Annotated in this window: 11 protein-coding genes; 6 read left to right on the top strand and 5 right to left on the bottom strand. The window is 64.7% G+C overall.

Annotated elements, in window-relative coordinates:
- Positions 1-42 precede the first annotated feature (42 nt).
- Together D3I60_RS04005 and D3I60_RS04000 are read right to left on the bottom strand one after the other, a co-directional pair.
- Positions 43-2,274 (bottom strand): HelD family protein, encoded by a 2,232-nt coding sequence (locus D3I60_RS04005; protein WP_262774851.1) that lies wholly within the window; start codon positions 2,272-2,274, stop codon positions 43-45.
- 235 nt (positions 2,275-2,509) lie between these two features.
- Positions 2,510-3,262 (bottom strand): spermidine synthase, encoded by a 753-nt coding sequence (locus D3I60_RS04000; protein WP_262774850.1) that lies wholly within the window; start codon positions 3,260-3,262, stop codon positions 2,510-2,512.
- A gap of 295 nt (positions 3,263-3,557) precedes the next feature.
- Here D3I60_RS04000 and D3I60_RS03995 point away from each other — a divergent pair, with 295 nt between their 5' ends.
- Together D3I60_RS03995 and D3I60_RS03990 are read left to right on the top strand one after the other, a co-directional pair.
- Complete coding sequence (locus D3I60_RS03995) at positions 3,558-4,730, top strand: DUF4192 domain-containing protein (RefSeq protein WP_262774849.1); 1,173 nt, start codon at positions 3,558-3,560, stop codon at positions 4,728-4,730.
- Between the two features lie 324 nt (positions 4,731-5,054).
- A complete protein-coding gene (locus D3I60_RS03990; RefSeq protein ID WP_262774848.1) occupies positions 5,055-6,470 on the top strand; it encodes an RNA polymerase sigma factor in 1,416 nt (471 codons plus the stop codon).
- An 84-nt stretch (positions 6,471-6,554) separates the two neighbouring features.
- On the opposite strand, the gene D3I60_RS03985 is transcribed toward D3I60_RS03990, so the two are convergent.
- Positions 6,555-7,403 carry an N-acetylmuramoyl-L-alanine amidase gene (locus D3I60_RS03985; RefSeq protein WP_262774847.1) on the bottom strand — a complete coding sequence of 283 codons (849 nt, stop codon included), beginning with the start codon at positions 7,401-7,403 and terminating at the stop codon, positions 6,555-6,557.
- A gap of 126 nt (positions 7,404-7,529) precedes the next feature.
- Here D3I60_RS03985 and D3I60_RS03980 point away from each other — a divergent pair, with 126 nt between their 5' ends.
- Positions 7,530-9,641: a DNA gyrase/topoisomerase IV subunit B gene (locus D3I60_RS03980; RefSeq protein WP_262774846.1), complete on the top strand. Its 2,112-nt coding sequence runs from the start codon at positions 7,530-7,532 to the stop codon at positions 9,639-9,641.
- Positions 9,642-9,699: 58 nt separating this feature from the next.
- On the opposite strand, the gene D3I60_RS03975 is transcribed toward D3I60_RS03980, so the two are convergent.
- Both D3I60_RS03975 and D3I60_RS03970 read right to left on the bottom strand, forming a co-directional pair.
- Positions 9,700-10,593, bottom strand: coding sequence for a M56 family metallopeptidase (locus D3I60_RS03975; RefSeq protein WP_262774845.1), 894 nt, complete (start codon positions 10,591-10,593; stop codon positions 9,700-9,702).
- 18 nt (positions 10,594-10,611) lie between these two features.
- Positions 10,612-10,974 carry a BlaI/MecI/CopY family transcriptional regulator gene (locus tag D3I60_RS03970; RefSeq protein ID WP_092013109.1) on the bottom strand — a complete coding sequence of 121 codons (363 nt, stop codon included), beginning with the start codon at positions 10,972-10,974 and terminating at the stop codon, positions 10,612-10,614.
- A 243-nt stretch (positions 10,975-11,217) separates the two neighbouring features.
- On the opposite strand from D3I60_RS03970, the gene D3I60_RS03965 reads away from it, so the two are divergent.
- From D3I60_RS03965 to cydC, 3 genes are read left to right on the top strand one after another with little or no spacing between them, the layout of a single operon-like run.
- Positions 11,218-12,789 carry a cytochrome ubiquinol oxidase subunit I gene (locus D3I60_RS03965; RefSeq protein ID WP_262774844.1) on the top strand — a complete coding sequence of 524 codons (1,572 nt, stop codon included), beginning with the start codon at positions 11,218-11,220 and terminating at the stop codon, positions 12,787-12,789.
- 12 nt (positions 12,790-12,801) lie between these two features.
- Positions 12,802-13,824 (top strand): cytochrome d ubiquinol oxidase subunit II, encoded by a 1,023-nt coding sequence (gene cydB / locus D3I60_RS03960; RefSeq protein ID WP_262774843.1) that lies wholly within the window; start codon positions 12,802-12,804, stop codon positions 13,822-13,824.
- Positions 13,821-17,354, top strand: a complete 3,534-nt coding sequence (cydC, locus tag D3I60_RS03955; protein WP_262774842.1) for a thiol reductant ABC exporter subunit CydC — start codon at positions 13,821-13,823, stop codon at positions 17,352-17,354. The genes cydB and cydC overlap by 4 nt, the downstream gene beginning before the upstream one ends.
- Positions 17,355-17,356: the final 2 nt, after the last annotated feature.

Raw genomic sequence — 17,356 nt, 5'->3', positions numbered from 1 at the left:
GTTGCTGGGCCGCCGTCAGGTAGTAATTAAGGGGGTTTGGGGTCAGCCGGCTTGGCGGATCGTCGCGGCGGAGAAGAGCTCGGTGAGCTCCGTCGATGCCGATGCCAAGACACGCAGACGTTCCGTCGTGCGGGTCAGCGCCACATAGAGACCGCCGACGCCCTCCTCGCTGCCGAGCGGAGCGATGCGGCCGGGTTCGACGATGATCACCGCATCGAACTCGAGGCCCTTGGCCTGCTGCGGGGTGATGAGGGCGATCTGGTGATCCAAGCCCGTGACCGACCGCCCGAAATCGAAGTCTGCGATCGCCTCGGCGATGGGCTCGATGAGCTCCTCATCAGCGATGACGGCGACCTTCCCACCTTCGGCAGCGGACACCTCGGCCTCGACCGTCTCGGGGAGGGCGCCCAGCATCTCCGATTCGTCGGCGAAGGAATCCAGGCGCGGATCCGATCCTCCCTGGCGCACCGACTCGACGAGCTCGAGCTGCGGGAAATGCCGATGCAGGTAGCGGTTGGCCAGATCCATCACCGACTGCGGGGTGCGGTAGGAGACCGTGAGCACCTGGAGGGCGAAGCGATCGCCGACGAATTCGCTCAGGATCGATGACCAGGTGCGGGCGTTGTCGACCTGCGAGGATTGGGCGAGGTCGCCGACGACGGTGGCCGACTTCGACGGCACTCGACGGAAGAGCACCCGCCACTGCATGGGGGAGAGCTCCTGCGCCTCATCGACGACGAGGTGGCCGTACGTCCACTCCCGATCCTCGAGAGCGCGTTCGGCCAGAGTCATCGTCGGCCCCTGCTCCTCCCAGCGGGCAGCTAGGGTTTCGGCGGAGACCATCCCGCCGGTTTCGGTCATGTCGACGACGGCTTCGGCGTATTCGCGTGCCGAGTCATCCCGCGCCTGCGTCTGCTGCGGGGCGGAACCGAGCAGCTCGGCCAACTCGTCGAGCAGCGGCACATCGTCGACAGTGAACTCATCCCGACGCTGCTCGAGCAGAATCGACTGCTCGGCAGGAGTGAGTAGCTTGCGGGCAGCGGCCTGCAGTTTGTGCGGCCTGCCCAGCAGAGAACGCAGCGCGGCGGCCGGACCGATGGGGAACCATGCGAGGTTGAGGGCGCGTCGGACGTCGACGGAGGAGCGCAGGTCTTCGAGCAGCTCGGGCAGCCGCTCGCCGGCCGCATCCATCCCCATCTCACGGGCGAGATCCTCGGCGAGGATCTTCAGCAGTCCGGTGACGAAACCGGTGCGGGCGGCATTGTGCGGGTCCCCGCTGCGACGAGCCCGATCGCGCGCGGACTGAACGTCCTTACGACGCAGTACGATCGTGTGCGAACGCACCCGCATCTCGACATCGTGATCGGGAATGCGCTGATAGTTCGCAATATGGTTCTTCAGCACCCGAGCCATGACTGAGCGGCCCTTGATCTCGGCGACAGCCGGTGCATCTGCGGCATCCGTATCGAGACCCGGGTACAGCTGACCGGGAGTGAGCAGGACGGCCCCGGTTTCGCCGAGGCTGGGCAGAACCTTCTCGATGTACTTGAGGAACACCGTCGACGGGCCGACGAGGAGGACACCGGACTTCGCGATGCGCTCCCGGTGACGGTAGAGCAGGAAAGCGGCACGGTGGAGCGCGACGGCGGTCTTGCCGGTTCCCGGCCCTCCCTGGACGACGAGCACGCCGGAGAGCGGACGGCGGATGATCGCATCCTGCTCGGCCTGGATGGTTGCGACGATATCGCCCATCCGTCCGGTGCGATGAGTGGTGAGGGCGGCGAGGAGTGCGCCTTCGCCCTGGAGATTCGATCGCTGAGCGTCATCGAGTGCGTCGATGTCGAGCACATCGTCTTCGATGCCGGTGACCTTCCGGTTCGCGGTGACCAGGTGACGTCGGCGGGCGATCCCGTCGGGGTTGGCGGCCGTCGACTGGTAGAAGCGCTCGGCGGCCGGTGCCCTCCAGTCGATGAGGATCTGCTGACGCTGTTCGTCGGTGAGTCCGATGCGACCGATGTAGGTGGGGTCGTCTTCGTCGATGATGTCGAGGCGACCGAAGCACAGCCCCTCCTCGGCGCCGTCGAGACGGATGAGCTGATCTTCGTACATCGTCGCGAAGGCATCGCGTTCGGTGCGGTGCTGGTGGTTGCCTCCGACCTCGGAGACCCTCACCGTGCCCAGGCGGGCCGTCGTCTCCTCCCGGAGCACATCGAGGCGGGCATAGAGCTCGTCGAGCTTGGTCTGCTCGACACGAATTTCTGAAGTTTCGGTCATCTCACCTTCTTGGGTCGGCATTCAATTATGCCGAACTTTCCCCGGCGTCTGTAGCCGCATCGTCATTTCGGACCGGGGCGTACCTCACATTCCCGGTCTGCCGGGGTAGGCAGAGCCAGCCGGGTCAGCAGGCGCGAGGGGCGGAGAGCCAGCTGGGTCGGAAAGAGCAGGCGCGCGAGGGACTCCAGTGGCAGCCTGCGCCGGCGCGAAGGTCAGAGATCCAATCCCGTGACGATCAGAGACCCAACCGGGAGCGCAGATCTGCTCCCGCCAGGAAGGCCGCTGAGGAGGCGGCCGTGCGCAGACTGCGGTCGAGCCCGCCCGTATCAAGGGGAGTGTTGGAAGCGAGGACGACGACGTTTCCGCGTCGACGTCCTTTGAGGATCGCCGGTTCCGTGGCAGCGGCAAGATGGGCGAAGTGGTCGCCGAGGCTGTGGAGTTCGGACCGGAGGACGCGGTGGTCACCTGAGTCAGGCACATTGGCGACAAAGATGCCGGAGTCCTTGACCGCCTCGGCGCAGGAGGCGAAGAACTCCGAGCTCTGCAGAGACGCGGGAACCGAGTCGTGGTCGAAGGCGTCGCGGACGAGGACGTCGAGGGTATCGGGCCGGAACTTGCCGATCTCCACCGCCCCGTCGCCGGCGCGCAGCGCCAGGGCGGGGGAGCGTGGCAGGTCGAACCAGTCGCGGGCGAAGTCGAGCAGCTTGACATCGATGTCGATCGCCGTCTGCTTCGATCCCGGTCGTGCCGAGTTCAGCGCCCGGGCCAGAGCACAGCCGGCAGCACCGATGTGTGCGGCCCGCAGTGTCCGGTCAGGGAGTTGAACGTCGATGATGCGACGCATCCAGTCCAGGTACTCGAAGTCCAGTCGCTGCGGATCGCTGAGCGTGATCGACGAAGAAGGGACCCCATTGACGTGGAGCACATAGGAATCGGCCTCACCGTCGAGCTTCTCCAGCCGGGCTTCACCCGTCGAGATATCGACCACTTGAGAACCAGGAGCTGTGTATATCCGTCTCTTCGCCACACCTCACTTGTATGCCAGCGCGGCGTTTGAGGCAATTCGGCCCGGGTTCTCGTGGGGATGACGGATGAAACTCGCCCATCAGAGCGCTGTGGACCCGTGCGGTCCATCCACAGGCGCAGACCAGGATCTGGAGGAACGGCTGCGGGATCGGTTGAAGTGAGTACCCAGACTGGCAGCCCATCCCAGGCATGGGCCTCGCCTCAGGCACGGGAACCGCTTCGCACCGGCTGGTTCCAAACTGATCAAGGAGGACGCAGTGAAGACACCGGCCCGCACACCCGAGGACATCATCGGGATCATCCCCCATACTCTCGGGTACACCCCGCGTCGCAGCCTCGTCGCTGTCATCGTCGGCACCGAGCTCAACGGGTCCCAGACCAGTTCGACCACGATGCGCATCGACTTCGACCGGGAGAGCGCGGCGCAGACGCTGTCCGAAGGCGGCGGCTGGTACGCCGACCTCGTCATGCGCGCCGGTACGGTCACCGGGGTCTTCCTCGTTCTCTATGATGATGACTATCAGCCGGTCGGCGCCTTCGGCGCCGGTGCAGACGCCGAATACGCAGAGGTCCACCGTGGTCTCATCCGAGCAGCGATCGACGAACTGGCCATCACCTTCGCCGCCAGAAGCGTCGACACCCTCAGCGCATGGTGGGTCAACCAAGAGCACTTCGGACGCATCGACGAGGACGGCTATGACTGCACACCGCTGATCGAGGCAACCACCTCGGCGTGTGCTACGGAACTCGTCGCCGGCGGATCCAATCCAGTCAACGATCCGGAGGATCTCGTCATCGCCCCGATGCCCGCCGAAGCCTTCGCCGACAGTCGTCGCGGACATGCCGAGGAGTGGATGGGCACGGACGAGGCCTTCGCGATCCTCGCCGAGGTATACCCGCGCCTGGACGCCATGCGGTGCGAGGAGGAAGCGATCGACGAGGCGCGCATCCACGACCTCATGGACCTGCCCACCGTCATGGCACTCGATACCCTGCTCGTCGAGAAATGGTCGCGCGACGCCCTCGAGATGATCCTCAGCTTCGACCACCCAGACTTCCCGCCCTCCCTGGTCAAGGGACTCGACGGTGAGGAACTCATCGTGATGAGCCGCCGTGTGGTCGCCCAAGCACGGGCCGCTCAGCAGCTCGTCGGGCTCTCAGCGCGTGCGCCCAGGCCGCGCGACATCATGCTCACCATCGCCTTCCTCAAGGACTACCTGCAAGCTGGCCACCCACGGGCCAGAGCCAACACCTATGCTGTCATCGCCTGGTTCGAATGGTCTCTGGGCGGATCGACGATGGCGCTGAACTATGCGCGCGCCGCTCTCGGGCTCGAAGCCGAGCACGGGCTGGCCGAGCTCATCGTCAGCGCGGTCGATATGGGATGCCTGCCTCGCTGGCTGACGGAGACTCAGCGTTCGACCATCTGATCGGCGCCGCCGTGTACGGCGCGAACGGTCGGCCTCCCCGATGTGGGCGGTCGGCCGCCTCGGCGAGATCCACGCGAGGGGGAGGCGAGGGGAACAGGTTCGCAGGTCACATTGTTGTAGGGGACAGGCCGGACGGAGCGTCCCAGAGTCTTCGACGGCCGATTCGCAAAGCGGGGAATAACGTGAGAAAATTAAGCGTTGACCCAGTCATTGCATGATGGGCGAACTCTGCGTTCGCCCCGGACCGTACGCGGACCACTTGACTTGGGTCTTAGTACTGTCCGAATGCATGGGGAAGTTTCAACGCTCGCGAAAGGTGAACACGTGCCCAGAGTCGACAAGGAATCCACAACGGTGACGGAGAAGTCGGAGGGAACGGCCGGCACGACCTCGACCGGTGGATCCAAGACCACTGCGGCGTCGAAGTCCACTGCGAAGAAGACGACCGCTGCCGGAGCCAAGAAGACAGCGACCGAGAAGTCGACGGCTGCAAAGACTGAGACGGCTGCGTCGAAGAAGACGACGGCTGCGAAGAAGGCAGCCGCCGCGAAGTCGACTGCTGCTCCGAAGACGACCACGACGAAGGCCACCGCCGCCAAGGAAGCCAAGAAGGCGACTAAGGCGAAGAAGACCGACGACGATATCGACACCACCGAGGAGGTCGAACCGGCCGCGGATGCTCTGGCCACAGAGGAGAGCCCCGCCGAGGCGACCGAGACGAAGAACTCGGAAGAGAAGGAGAAGAACGCCGCCGTGGCCGAGGCCGGTGGCTTCATCGTCTCCGATGCCGACGAAGAGGACGCGCCCGCTCAGCAGGTCGTCTCCGCCGGTGCGACCGCAGACCCGGTCAAGGACTACCTCAAGCAGATCGGCAAGGTGGCCCTGCTCAATGCCGCCGAAGAGGTCGATCTCGCCAAGCGCATCGAAGCCGGAATGTACGCCGAGCACCTGCTCGACGGCGGAGAGGTGACCGACCCGCGCGAAACGATGGACTACAAGTGGATCATCCACGACGGTCGCATCGCGAAGAACCACCTGTTGGAAGCCAACCTCCGACTCGTCGTGTCCCTGGCCAAGCGCTACACCGGCCGCGGAATGCTGTTCCTCGACCTCATCCAGGAAGGCAACCTCGGCCTCATCCGCGCCGTCGAGAAGTTCGACTACACGAAGGGCTTCAAGTTCTCGACCTACGCCACGTGGTGGATCCGCCAGGCCATCACCCGCGCGATGGCCGACCAGGCTCGAACGATCCGCATCCCGGTGCACATGGTCGAGGTCATCAACAAGCTCGCCCGCGTGCAGCGCCAGATGCTGCAGGATCTCGGGCGCGAACCGACCCCGGAGGAACTCGCAAAGGAACTCGACATGACACCGGAGCGTGTCGTCGAGGTCCAGAAGTACGGTCGCGAGCCCATCTCGCTGCACACTCCGCTGGGTGAAGACGGCGACTCGGAGTTCGGCGACCTCATCGAGGACTCCGAGGCAGTTGTGCCCTCGGACTCGGTGAGCTTCACCCTCCTCCAGGAGCAGCTGCACTCCGTGCTCGACACGCTCTCGGAACGTGAGGCGGGAGTGGTGTCCATGCGCTTCGGACTCAATGACGGTCAGCCGAAGACCCTCGACGAGATCGGCAAGGTCTACGGCGTCACCCGTGAGCGCATCCGCCAGATCGAGTCGAAGACGATGGCCAAGCTGCGTCACCCGTCCCGCTCGCAGGTGCTGCGCGACTACCTCGACTGAGTCTCACCTCGGCCGGTCCATGAGACGGATCGGTCAGAAGCGAACGCCCCTGGGATCGTCCCAGGGGCGTTCGGCATTCACGAGTCAGAACCAGTCGACGATGCCGTCGAACAGGGCGTCGGCGTATTTCCTCTGCCCGGATTTCGACTCCATGAGCTTTGCCTCCGACGGGTTGCGCATCTCTCCGCATTCGACGATGACGGCAGGAACCGATGCGTTGTTCAACCCGGCCAGATCCGGGCGACGGCTGATCGCATCCTTTCCATAGGCCTTGTTCGGGGTGAATTCCTCACCCATCGCACTCCCCACGGACTTCGCCAGGTTCCCGGATGCCCTCTCGGTCTTCTCATCCTCACCGGGATCGGCGACGATGATGTGGAAGCCCTTCACCGAACTCGACTCGCTGCCGTTGGCATGGATGCTCACCAGCACGTCCGCGTCGTCGGCGAATGTCCCGCGCTCGTCCACGCACGGTCCGACTCCTGTGTTGTCCTTCCGGCTGAGCACGACCTCGGCTCCGGCGTCAGTCAGCGACTGCTCCAGCTTCTTCGTCACGGCCCAGGTGAAATCGGCTTCCGGATAATCGGAGTTCGTCGAGGTGCCCGTGGTGTTGCAGGCCTTCGTTCCGCCGCGTCCGTCCGGAACCTGTCGGTTGATCTTCTCCGGATGGTCCGCATTTCCGCCGTTGTGTCCCGGATCGATCGCAATGACCTTCCCTTTCAGATCCGCCACTTCCTCCTTCGCCGAGGCGGTCCCTGACTTCGCGTCGTCGCCTCCGTCCGCAACGTTGCCGGCAGTCGGAGACCCGTCGGTCGACTCGGCTGCCTGACTCGTTCGTCCGGGGGCACCTGCGTCCTGGGAGCAGGCCGCCAGTCCGGGCAGGCTGAAAGCGGCGGTGAGAAGGAGACTTGGGACGAGGAGGCGATGCGGCATGACTCCATTGTTTCAGCTCAGGAGTGCCCATGGTCGGGGTCGACCGGATGTATTCCCGACACGAGCCCGAGGGAATAGGGTCCTGAGCGCGCAGCGATTAGAATTTAATCGAACGAGAGGAATTGTGTGGAAGACGAAAGCTACGGCGCCAGGCACCTGTCCGTCCTGTCCGGTCTTGAGGCGGTTCGCAAGCGACCCGGCATGTACATCGGCACGACCGATTCCCGTGGACTCATGCACTGTCTGTGGGAGGTCATCGACAACTCCGTCGACGAGGCGCTCGGCGGACACGGTTCAGAGATCCTCATCGAACTCGCCGCTGACGGATCGGTGGCCGTCACCGACAAGGGCCGCGGCATCCCCGTCGACATCGAACCGAAGACCGGGCTGACCGGCGTCGAAGTCGTCATGACCAAGCTCCATGCCGGCGGAAAGTTCGGCGGCTCCTCCTACGCCGCTTCGGGCGGGCTGCACGGAGTCGGCGCCTCGGTCGTCAACGCCCTGTCCGCTCGCCTCGACGTCGAGGTCACTCGCGGATCGAAGGTGCACAAGATGTCCTTCCGCCGAGGCGTGCCCGGACGCTTCGACGACTCCTCCGGCACAGCGAGCCCCGACAACCCCTTCGAGGCCTTCCAGGAGCCGACCGGTCTCGACATCGTCGGCAAGGCCAAGCGCGGCGCCACCGGAACCCGAGTCCAGTACTGGGCCGATCCGCAGATCTTCCTGTCCAAGGCTCAGTTCGACTACCCGCATCTGGTCGAACGCGCCCGTCAGACCGCTTTCCTCGTGCCCGGTCTCGAGCTGCGCATCGTCGATCGTCGCGGTGTCGCCCGTGACGAGACCGGTGCCGTCATCGAAGAGCGCGAAGAGGTCTTCAAATTCGACGGCGGAATCACCGAATTCGTCGATCACCTCTCCATCGACCCGCCGCTCACCGACACCTGGCGATTGCAGAACACCGGCACCTTCAAGGAGACCGTCCCGGTCCTCAATTCCTCGGGTCACCTCGAGTCAAAGGAAGTCGAACGCGAGGTCGGCGTCGATATCGCTCTGCGCTGGGGGACCGGCTACGACACGAAGCTGAAGTCCTTCGTCAACGTCGTCGCCACCCCACAGGGCGGCACACACCTCGCCGGGTTCGAACAGGCCTGCCTGAAGGCGATGCGCAAGGCCGTCGACGCCAACGCACGCAAGCTCAAGGTCGGCAAGGACAAGCTCGAGAAGGACGATGTACTCGCCGGCATCACCGCCGTTGTCACCGTGCAGCTGGCCGAACCCCAGTTCGAGGGGCAGACCAAGGAGGTCCTCGGCACCGCAGCAGTGCGACAGATCGTGGCGAAGACCGTCGAGTCTCAGCTCGGCGAGGTGCTCGGCTCGACCAAGCGTGCTGAGAAGCAGCAGGCCGCTGTGCTCATGGAGAAAGTCGTGGCTGAGATGAAGTCGCGCATCTCCGCCCGCACCCACAAGGAGAACCAGCGACGGAAGACCGCGCTGGAAGCCTCGTCGCTGCCGGCGAAGCTCTACGACTGCCGTGACAACGGGGTGGAGAACACGGAGCTGTTCATCGTCGAGGGAGACTCGGCGATGGGTACGGCGAAGGCCGCTCGCAATTCCGACCACCAAGCGCTGTTCCCGATCCGCGGGAAGATCCTCAACGTGCAGAAGGCGACCTTGGCCGACATGCTCGCCAATGTCGAATGCTCAGCACTCATCCAGGTCATCGGCGCCGGCTCCGGGCGCAGCTTCGATATCGACGCTGCCCGGTACGGCCGAGTCATCATCATGACCGACGCCGATGTCGACGGAGCGCATATCCGCACTCTCCTGCTGACTCTGTTCTTCCGGTACATGAAGCCGCTGGTCGAGGCCGGTCGCGTCTTCGCGGCCGTGCCTCCGCTGCACCGAGTCGAGGTCGTGACGAAGCGCGGAACGCCCAACGACATCGTCTACACCTACACCGAAGCCGAGCTCCACGCTCTGCTGAAGAAGCTCGAGAAGCAGAAGAAGACCTACAAGGAACCGATCCAGCGGTACAAGGGCCTCGGCGAGATGGACGCCGATCAGCTGGCCGAGACGACCATGGACCCGAGCATGCGCACCCTGCGTCGGGTGACGATGGCGGATGCCGAGATGGCGGAGAACACCTTCGAGCTCCTCATGGGCTCATCGGTCGGGCCGCGCAAGGAATTCATCGTCTCCGGCGCTGCCGTCCTCGATGCCGAACGCATCGACAGCTGATCTCGACTGCTGAGTCAGCACCGCCTCATCTGAGCCCGGACCGAGAATCGGTCCGGGCTCAGATGCCGAATGCGGACGGTGTGACGATGAGCAGGGTCGGCAGGAGCAGCAGCAGAACGGCCAGGCCGATCGACATCAGCCGCACGGGGATCCGCGCCGGATCCAGGGGATGCGACAGGCGCTGGATGCGCTGAGCGGACAGATCACTGCGGTGATCGGGGCTGATCGCGGCGGCCGATCTCACTGCCTGAGCCAGGATCTGCGGATCGACATGGTCCCGGGCCTGATCATCGGCCATGAGTTCGATGAGCCGATTCACCGAGTTTAACCCGATCGCCGTGGCCGAGAAGTACGGCAGGGCCCGATGCCAGGCGGCGAAGGGGATGACGAGCACATCGTGCCGGAAATCCAGATGCGCCCGCTCATGGGCGATGACGGCAGTGCGCTCATCCTCGTCGAGGGCCTCGAGCAGACCGGTCGACAGAACGGCAGTGCCCTTCCGTGGACCCTTGGGCAGGCAGTAGGCGACGGCCTCATCGGTGGTGATGATGCGCGTGTCGGGATAGGCGATCGACGGTTCGCTGAGCAGATGCAGGATCTCGTCGTGGCGCAGGCGAGTCTGCCGAGCCGAATAGAGGGTCAGGATCAGGCAGCCGAGCAGCCGACCGATGAGGAGCACGGCGATGATGAGGAAGATCCAGGCCAAGAGCGACAGCTGTGTGTGGTCCTTGCCCCGGATGAGGTCGAAGAGTCCCTGCGGGAGACTCGTCGTTCCCGGGGCGACCGCGAAGGCGAGCGCAGCGCCGATGAGGGAGAGTCCTCCGGAGAGTCCGACAGCCTGCCAGAGGACGACCTCGGAGATCGGGTCACCGCGGAAACGCGCGAGTGCCGCAGGAATGGGCCATGCCAGCAGAAAAGCCAGCACGGCCAGAACGATTCCCACGATGGTCATTGAGGTGACCGGCCTGAGTCAGGACTGCGTCGAGTGATTGCGCCCGAGCAGATTGCGCAGCGCCTTGGTGTCGGCCTCCGAGACGGTGCCGAGGAAGCGAGCGAGGACAGCCTGACGATCCGGTGCCTGAGACAGCATCTCGGTCATCAGCTCCGCTACGTGATCCTCACGTGTCGATACCGCGACATAGCGATGCGGACGGATGCTGCGATCGCGAGTGACGAAGCCCTTCTTCTCGAGTCGAGACAGGACCGTATGGACCGTTGTCAGCGCGAGCTCGCGATCCGAGAGGACTTCGCGGAGTTCGGCGGCACTCAACCCGTCGTCGTGGACCCAGATGGCGTCCATGACGCTGCGTTCGAGTTCACCCAGTGTTCCCACAGTTCTTTCGCCCTCAATTTCTTTGTCGGTCTGATCGCTCCAGTATATCTCTACAGTCTGTCGAATTCCACATAGACGCGCGAGCGTCGGCAGAGGGGCGACCCTGGTCAGGGGAGCTTGCTCGAGAGCATACTTGGAACCGGGAGTCTTGAATGATGAAACCGCTCGGGCAGTGTTTCTACGGGACGTAGAATTCTACGTGACGTAGAAACATTGCTCGTGTGAAACCTGAATGGAGCACCCATGGAGCTGGACCCGGTCCTCATCGGACGGTGGCAATTCGGAATCACAACGGTCTACCACTTCTGGATGGTGCCGTTGACCCTGGGCCTCGGCATGCTCGTAGCGGTCCTGCAGACGTTCTACCACCGGACCGGGAACGAGGTGTACCTGCGGAGCACGAAGTTCTTCGGCAAGCTCTTCCTCATCAACTTCATCATGGGCGTGGCCACCGGCCTGGTCCAGGAATTCCAGTTCGGCATGGCTTGGAGCGAATACTCCCGCTTCGTCGGCGACGTCTTCGGTGCGCCCTTGGCGTTGGAGGCTCTGCTTGCGTTCTTCCTCGAATCGACGTTCCTCGGTCTGTGGATCTTCGGCTGGGGCCGACTGCCGCGGGCGGTCCACCTCGGCTCGCTGTGGCTGGCCGTCATCGGCACATGGATCTCGGCCTACTTCATCATCGTCGCGAACTCCTGGATGCAGCATCCAGTCGGCGTCGAGATGGTCGATGGTCGGCCCGTGATGACCGACGTCTGGGCGGTCCTCGGCAACAACACCGCCATCGCCGCCTTCACACATACGATCTTCGGTGCCCTGGCAGTGGGCGGATCCTTCCTCCTCGGCATCTCCTGGTACCACCTCTACCACCGGCGCAAGGCCGGAATCGACACCGTCGATGCCGACGGCAAGGTCATCGTGGGCTCCTCGGAGGAGCTGCCCGGACGGGACAAGACGGATCATGCTGTGTGGATCAAGTCTCTGCGCATCGGCGCGATCGTCGGCGTCCTCGCCTTCGCCGGCGTCTCGATCACCGGTGACGTCCAAGCCAAGCTGATGTTCGATCAGCAGCCCATGAAGATGGCCTCCGCCGAGGCGGCCTGCCACGACGGCACTCAGTTCTCCGTCCTCACGATCGCCGACCCTTCGTCGAACGACTGCGACGGAGTGCAGAACATCTTCGAGATCCCCGGTCTGCTGTCCTTCCTGGCCAACGGTGACTTCGACACCCCGGTCCACGGTGTGACGACGCTGTTGCCCGAATATCAGGAGCGCTACGGCACGCATATCCCCGACGACCCGCGGTATGGCGACCATGCCGGCGAACCCATCGACTACCAGCCGATCATGATCGTCACCTACTGGGGCTTCCGCATGATGATCGGCTTCGGCGCCCTGGCCGCCGGTGTCTGCGTCATCGGACTGTGGCTGGCCCGCAAGGGCACGGTACCCGAGTCGAAATGGCTCAGCCGCGGATTCGTCCTGGCCATCACGGCACCGTTCCTCGCGAATTCGGCAGGATGGATCTTCACCGAGATGGGACGCCAGCCCTTCGTCGTCGCACCGAATCCGGCTCAGCTCGACGGAGTGTACATGTACACCCAGGCGGCGCTGTCACCCGAGGTGACACCGGCGATGCTGCTGTTCTCACTGATCAGTCTCACCTCCGTCTACGGAATTCTGATGGTCGTCGAACTGCGGCTGATCACGAAGTACGTCAAGGGGGGAGTCGCCTCGGCGATGCCCGAACTCGACCAGACGAATACGAAACCCACGATCACCGACAACGGCGACGACGTCCTGTCGTTCGCGTACTGAGGGAAGGTCACGATGGAAATCCTCGCCACAATCTGGTTCGTCCTAATCGTCGTGCTCTGGATGGGATACCTGTTCCTCGACGGCTTCGACCTCGGCGTGGGCATGATGATGCCCTTCCTCAGCCGCAGCGAACGCGGCAAGCGCGTTCTGCTCAACTCGATCGGTCCGGTCTGGGAAGGCAACGAGGTCTGGCTGATCACCGCGGCCGGAGCGATGTTCGCCGCCTTCCCGCACTGGTACGCCTCACTGTTCTCCGCGCTCTACATTCCACTGACCATCTGCCTGCTCGCGCTGATCTTCCGCGCCGTGGCCATCGAATACCGCGGCAAAGGCCACTCGGAGAGATGGAAGACCTTCTGGACCTGGGCCCTGGCCGTGGGATCGGCCGGAACAGCCTTCTGCATCGGTGCGATGCTCGCACTGACGACCATCGGGCTGCCGCTCAATGATCGTGGCGACATGATCGGCGGTGCCTTCGCCTGGATGTCGTGGCCGGCGCTCGTCGGCGGACTCGGCGGACTCGGCTTCTCTCTGGCCCACGGGCTCATCTTCCTCGGTCTCAAGACTCAGGGCGAGGCCCGGGCGCGGTCGCGGCGCTGGGCCGGTCGGATCATGCTGCCGGCCGCGATTCCGTTCCTCATCTGGTTCGCCTCCTCGATCACCCAGCGGACCTGGCTCGTCGTTCCCGTGCTCATCGCGATCGTCGCTCTCATCTTCGCGTTCGTCGCGGTCCGCGCCGGTGCCGAGAAGCGCGCCTTCATCCTGCACGGGATCTACCTCATCGCCGGTCTGACCGCGGTCTTCGCCGGTGTCTTCCCGAACGTCCTGCCCTCGACGATCGACCCGGCGAATTCGCTGACGATCGCTGCGGCATCCTCGTCGGACTACACCTTGAACGTCATGCTCATCGTGACGATCGTGATCCTGCCGATCATCATCGCCTACCAGATCTTCAGTTACCGGATGTTCCTCGGCCGCATCGCCGAGACCCACATCCCCGAAGCTCACAAGCTGCCGGTGGCGATCCGATCGTGAGCTCACCCCTGTCGATCCTGCTCGAGTTGCCGACCGGTCGGCGGGGGTTGGCACTGTCAGTGCTCTCCGCCCTGAGCCGGTCGGTGGGAATCGTCCTCATCGCCGAAGCCCTGGTGAGAGCCATCATCGGCCACAGCGCGCCCGGGCTGTGGGTGGTCCTCGGAGCCCTCGGCGCGCTGCTGCGCGGCGGCGGTCTCTGGCTCGACCGCAGTCTGGGCACCAGCCTGGCAGCCGTTTCGAAACAGGGTCTGCGGCGCTCGATCCTCTCCGGTCTGCTGCGCGGACGGGGACGCCCACGGACGAATGCGGCGGTCACGGTCACCCGCGGAATCGACGATCTCGATGACTACTTCACCACGGTGGTGCCTGCCCTGACCGCGGCCGCAGTGGTGCCCATCGTGCTGCTGGTGCGCATCGTCTTCAGCGACGTCCTCTCAGCGGTCATCATCGCGGTGTGCCTGCCGTTGGTGCCGATGTTCATGGTGCTCATCGGCCGCTACACGGCGGAGTCGACCTCGGAGACCATGGCGGCTCTGGAGCGGCTGTCGGATCACCTGGCCGAACTCGCCGAGGGGCTGCCCGTCCTCATCGGCCTCGGCCGTTCTCGCGATCACGCGCGCCGGCTGCGAGAACTGGGGGAGCGCTACCATCAGGCGAACCTCACGACGCTGCGCATCGCGTTCCTCTCCAGTTTGGCACTCGAGCTCATCGCCACGATCTCGGTGGCGCTCGTGGCAGTGGTCATCGGTCTGCGCCTGGTCAACGGGACGATGGAGCTGGGCGATGGCCTGTTGGTCCTGCTCATCGCGCCCGAATGCTTCATCCCTCTGCGGGAGCTCGGGGCCGGCTACCATGCGAGCGAGAACGGACGCGAAGCTCGTGAGAGGGCCCGGTCGCTGCTGTCGGAGACCCGGTCGGCAGATGCGGAGACTCCGTCGGCGGAGTCGGCGACGGCGAGATCACGCGCACTCGATATCTCCGGCCGTCCGGGGGACCAATGGGTTCGCTACGCCGACGGCACACTCATCACGTGGTCTGGCGACATCGACACCCGGCCGGGAGTGACGACGATCAGCGGCAGGTCCGGAACCGGCAAGACGACCGTGCTCGGTGCGCTGGTCGGCAGTCTGCCTGTCGATGCGCACACCACTGCCTCTCCGATGAGCGCGGCCTACGTGCCGCAGGCTCCACGCATGTTCGCCGAGACCATCGGTGCCGAACTGGCGCTCTTCGGACTCGACGACGACCAAGCTCGGACGGCCCTGTCCACCGCCGGACTTCCCACCGATCTGCGTGTGCAGACGACGGCGCTGAGCCCCGGTCAACAGCGTCGGCTGGCCCTCGTGCGAGTACGGCACCGCCTCGATGACGGAGCACAGGTGCTCGTCCTCGACGAACCGACTGCCCACCTCGACGCCGATAATGCCGCCATCGTCATCGAGATGATCGCCGAGGCGGCCGCCACCCACCGCGTGATCCTCGCCAGCCATGACGAACAGGTACGCGCGCTGGCCGACACAGAGATCCGCACTGAGAAGATGCACTTCGAAGCGGCAGAGAACGGTGTACCTGCGGGCTCGAAGGCAACCGCGATCGTAGATCAGGCTCGCACCGACGTTGCCGAGGTTCCTGTTGCGCAGGCGTGGACTGAAGTTCCGGCTCCGGCGGAGCGGACGGGTTCGGGCTGCGAGCCCGGTCTTCGGTCCGGCGTCGAGCCGAGCCCGAACATCTCGACGCAGCACTCCGAAGGCGAGTCCTGGACAGCTGCACTGCGACGTCGCTGGTCGATTCTGGGCTCGAGCCTGCCGCTGTTCACCCCGACCATGCTGGTGGCCGCGCTCACCGCCTGCGCGTCCAGCCTCGCGGCCATCGCTCTGACTGCCGTCTCCGCATGGCTCATCGTCGAAGCTTCGTACCAGCCGCCGATCATGCTGCTCATGGTCGCCATCGTCGGTGTGCGCTTCTTCGGACTCAGTCGCTCCGTGCTGCTCTACGCCAGCCGGTTGAGACTCCACTCGGCGATCTTCGCCGCGCTCACGAAACTGCGCACACGTCTGTGGGAGCACTTCGAGCGCGTCGGCATGAGTGATCGGCGTCTGCTGACCTCGGATTCGGCGCTGCGCGCCATGGTCGCCGACGCCGACGACGTCCGAGACCTGGTGCCCCGGACTCTGTTCCCGCCTTTCGTCTCCATCATGGTCGTCATCGGCGTGAGCATCACCGCAGCACTTCTCGACGTGAGGTCACTGGTCTGGTTCGTCCTGGTGGGCGCCGTCAACCTCGTCATCGTCCCGATTCTCGTCATCCGGGCGGAGAGCCGGTTGGCGTACGGAATCAGGGAGGATCGCAACCGGATCCTGTCCGTGCTCACTCGCGCTCTGCACGCAAAGGACGATCTGCGCACTAACCGGGTCGACTCTGCGGTCCTCGGCCTGTTGGCCGACTTGGAGGCCGACCTCGAGAAGAAGCAGAAGGCCTCTGCCCGCAACTTCGGGCTCGCCCAACTGTGGCTGCAGCTGAGCACGTTCACCACCGCAGTGATCCTGGCGGTGTCCACGGATGCTCCGACCGAGATCGTCGCGGTGCTCTCCCTCATGACCTTGGGCCTGGGCGAAGTGTTCGCTTCGGCACTCGAAGCGTTCCGCCAGCTGCCCGCCCTGGGATCGGCACTGGACTGTCTGCCCGATGCAGACAGTGCGGCGGACCGCGAAGCCGAGGTTTCGAAACGCGACGTCGAAGTGCAGGCTCCTGCTGCCGGAACGACGGCCGGCGAGAGCGACGACTCGTCGCGCCGCTCTGGCCCGGTTGAGCTTGTCGGCGTCGGCGCCCTCGAATTCGATGAGATCACCGTCGGTTGGGACGATCAGGCTGTCGTCGCAGGACTTGCCCTGAGAGCTCAACGCGGCAGTTGGACCGTGCTGTGCGGTGACAGCGGAACCGGTAAGACGACGAGCCTGAGTGTGCTCCTGCGTTTCCTCGACCCCTGGTCCGGCAGCTACCGTGCCCGTGACCGGAGCGGGACCGACCACGATATGCTCATCTACTCACCCGAAGACCTCGTCGGCCGAATAGCCTGGTGCCCTCAGGAGGCACACGTCTTCCGCTCCACAGTGCGCGGCAATCTCGCCCTCGCCGGGCGGTCGGTTCCCGGGGACGACGAGATGATCTCCGTGCTGAGAGCGGCAGGACTGAGCGACTGGGCCGATGCAGAGGGGCTCGACCGGTGGGTCGGCGACCACGGAGCGGAGATCTCCGGCGGTCAGCGACAGCGATTGGCGGTGGCCAGAACCCTGCTGACCGGAGCCGATGTGATCGTCCTCGACGAACCGACAGCGCACTTGGACGATGAGACGGCTCGGCTGCTCATCGACGATCTCCGTCGGAGCTTGGGCGACCGCACGGTCGTCATGGTCACCCATGACAGGAGACTGATCTCGGACGGCGATGAGGTCGTCGACCTCGGCACAGTCGAACCGGGTGCAGCGGACCTCGGCTCACGCGATCCCGAGGGCGAACACTCGAGAGTCTGAGG

Source organism: Brevibacterium permense (genome assembly GCF_025506275.1).
Classification (GTDB): domain Bacteria; phylum Actinomycetota; class Actinomycetes; order Actinomycetales; family Brevibacteriaceae; genus Brevibacterium; species Brevibacterium permense_A.
This window is presented reverse-complemented; position numbering and strand designations above follow the sequence as displayed.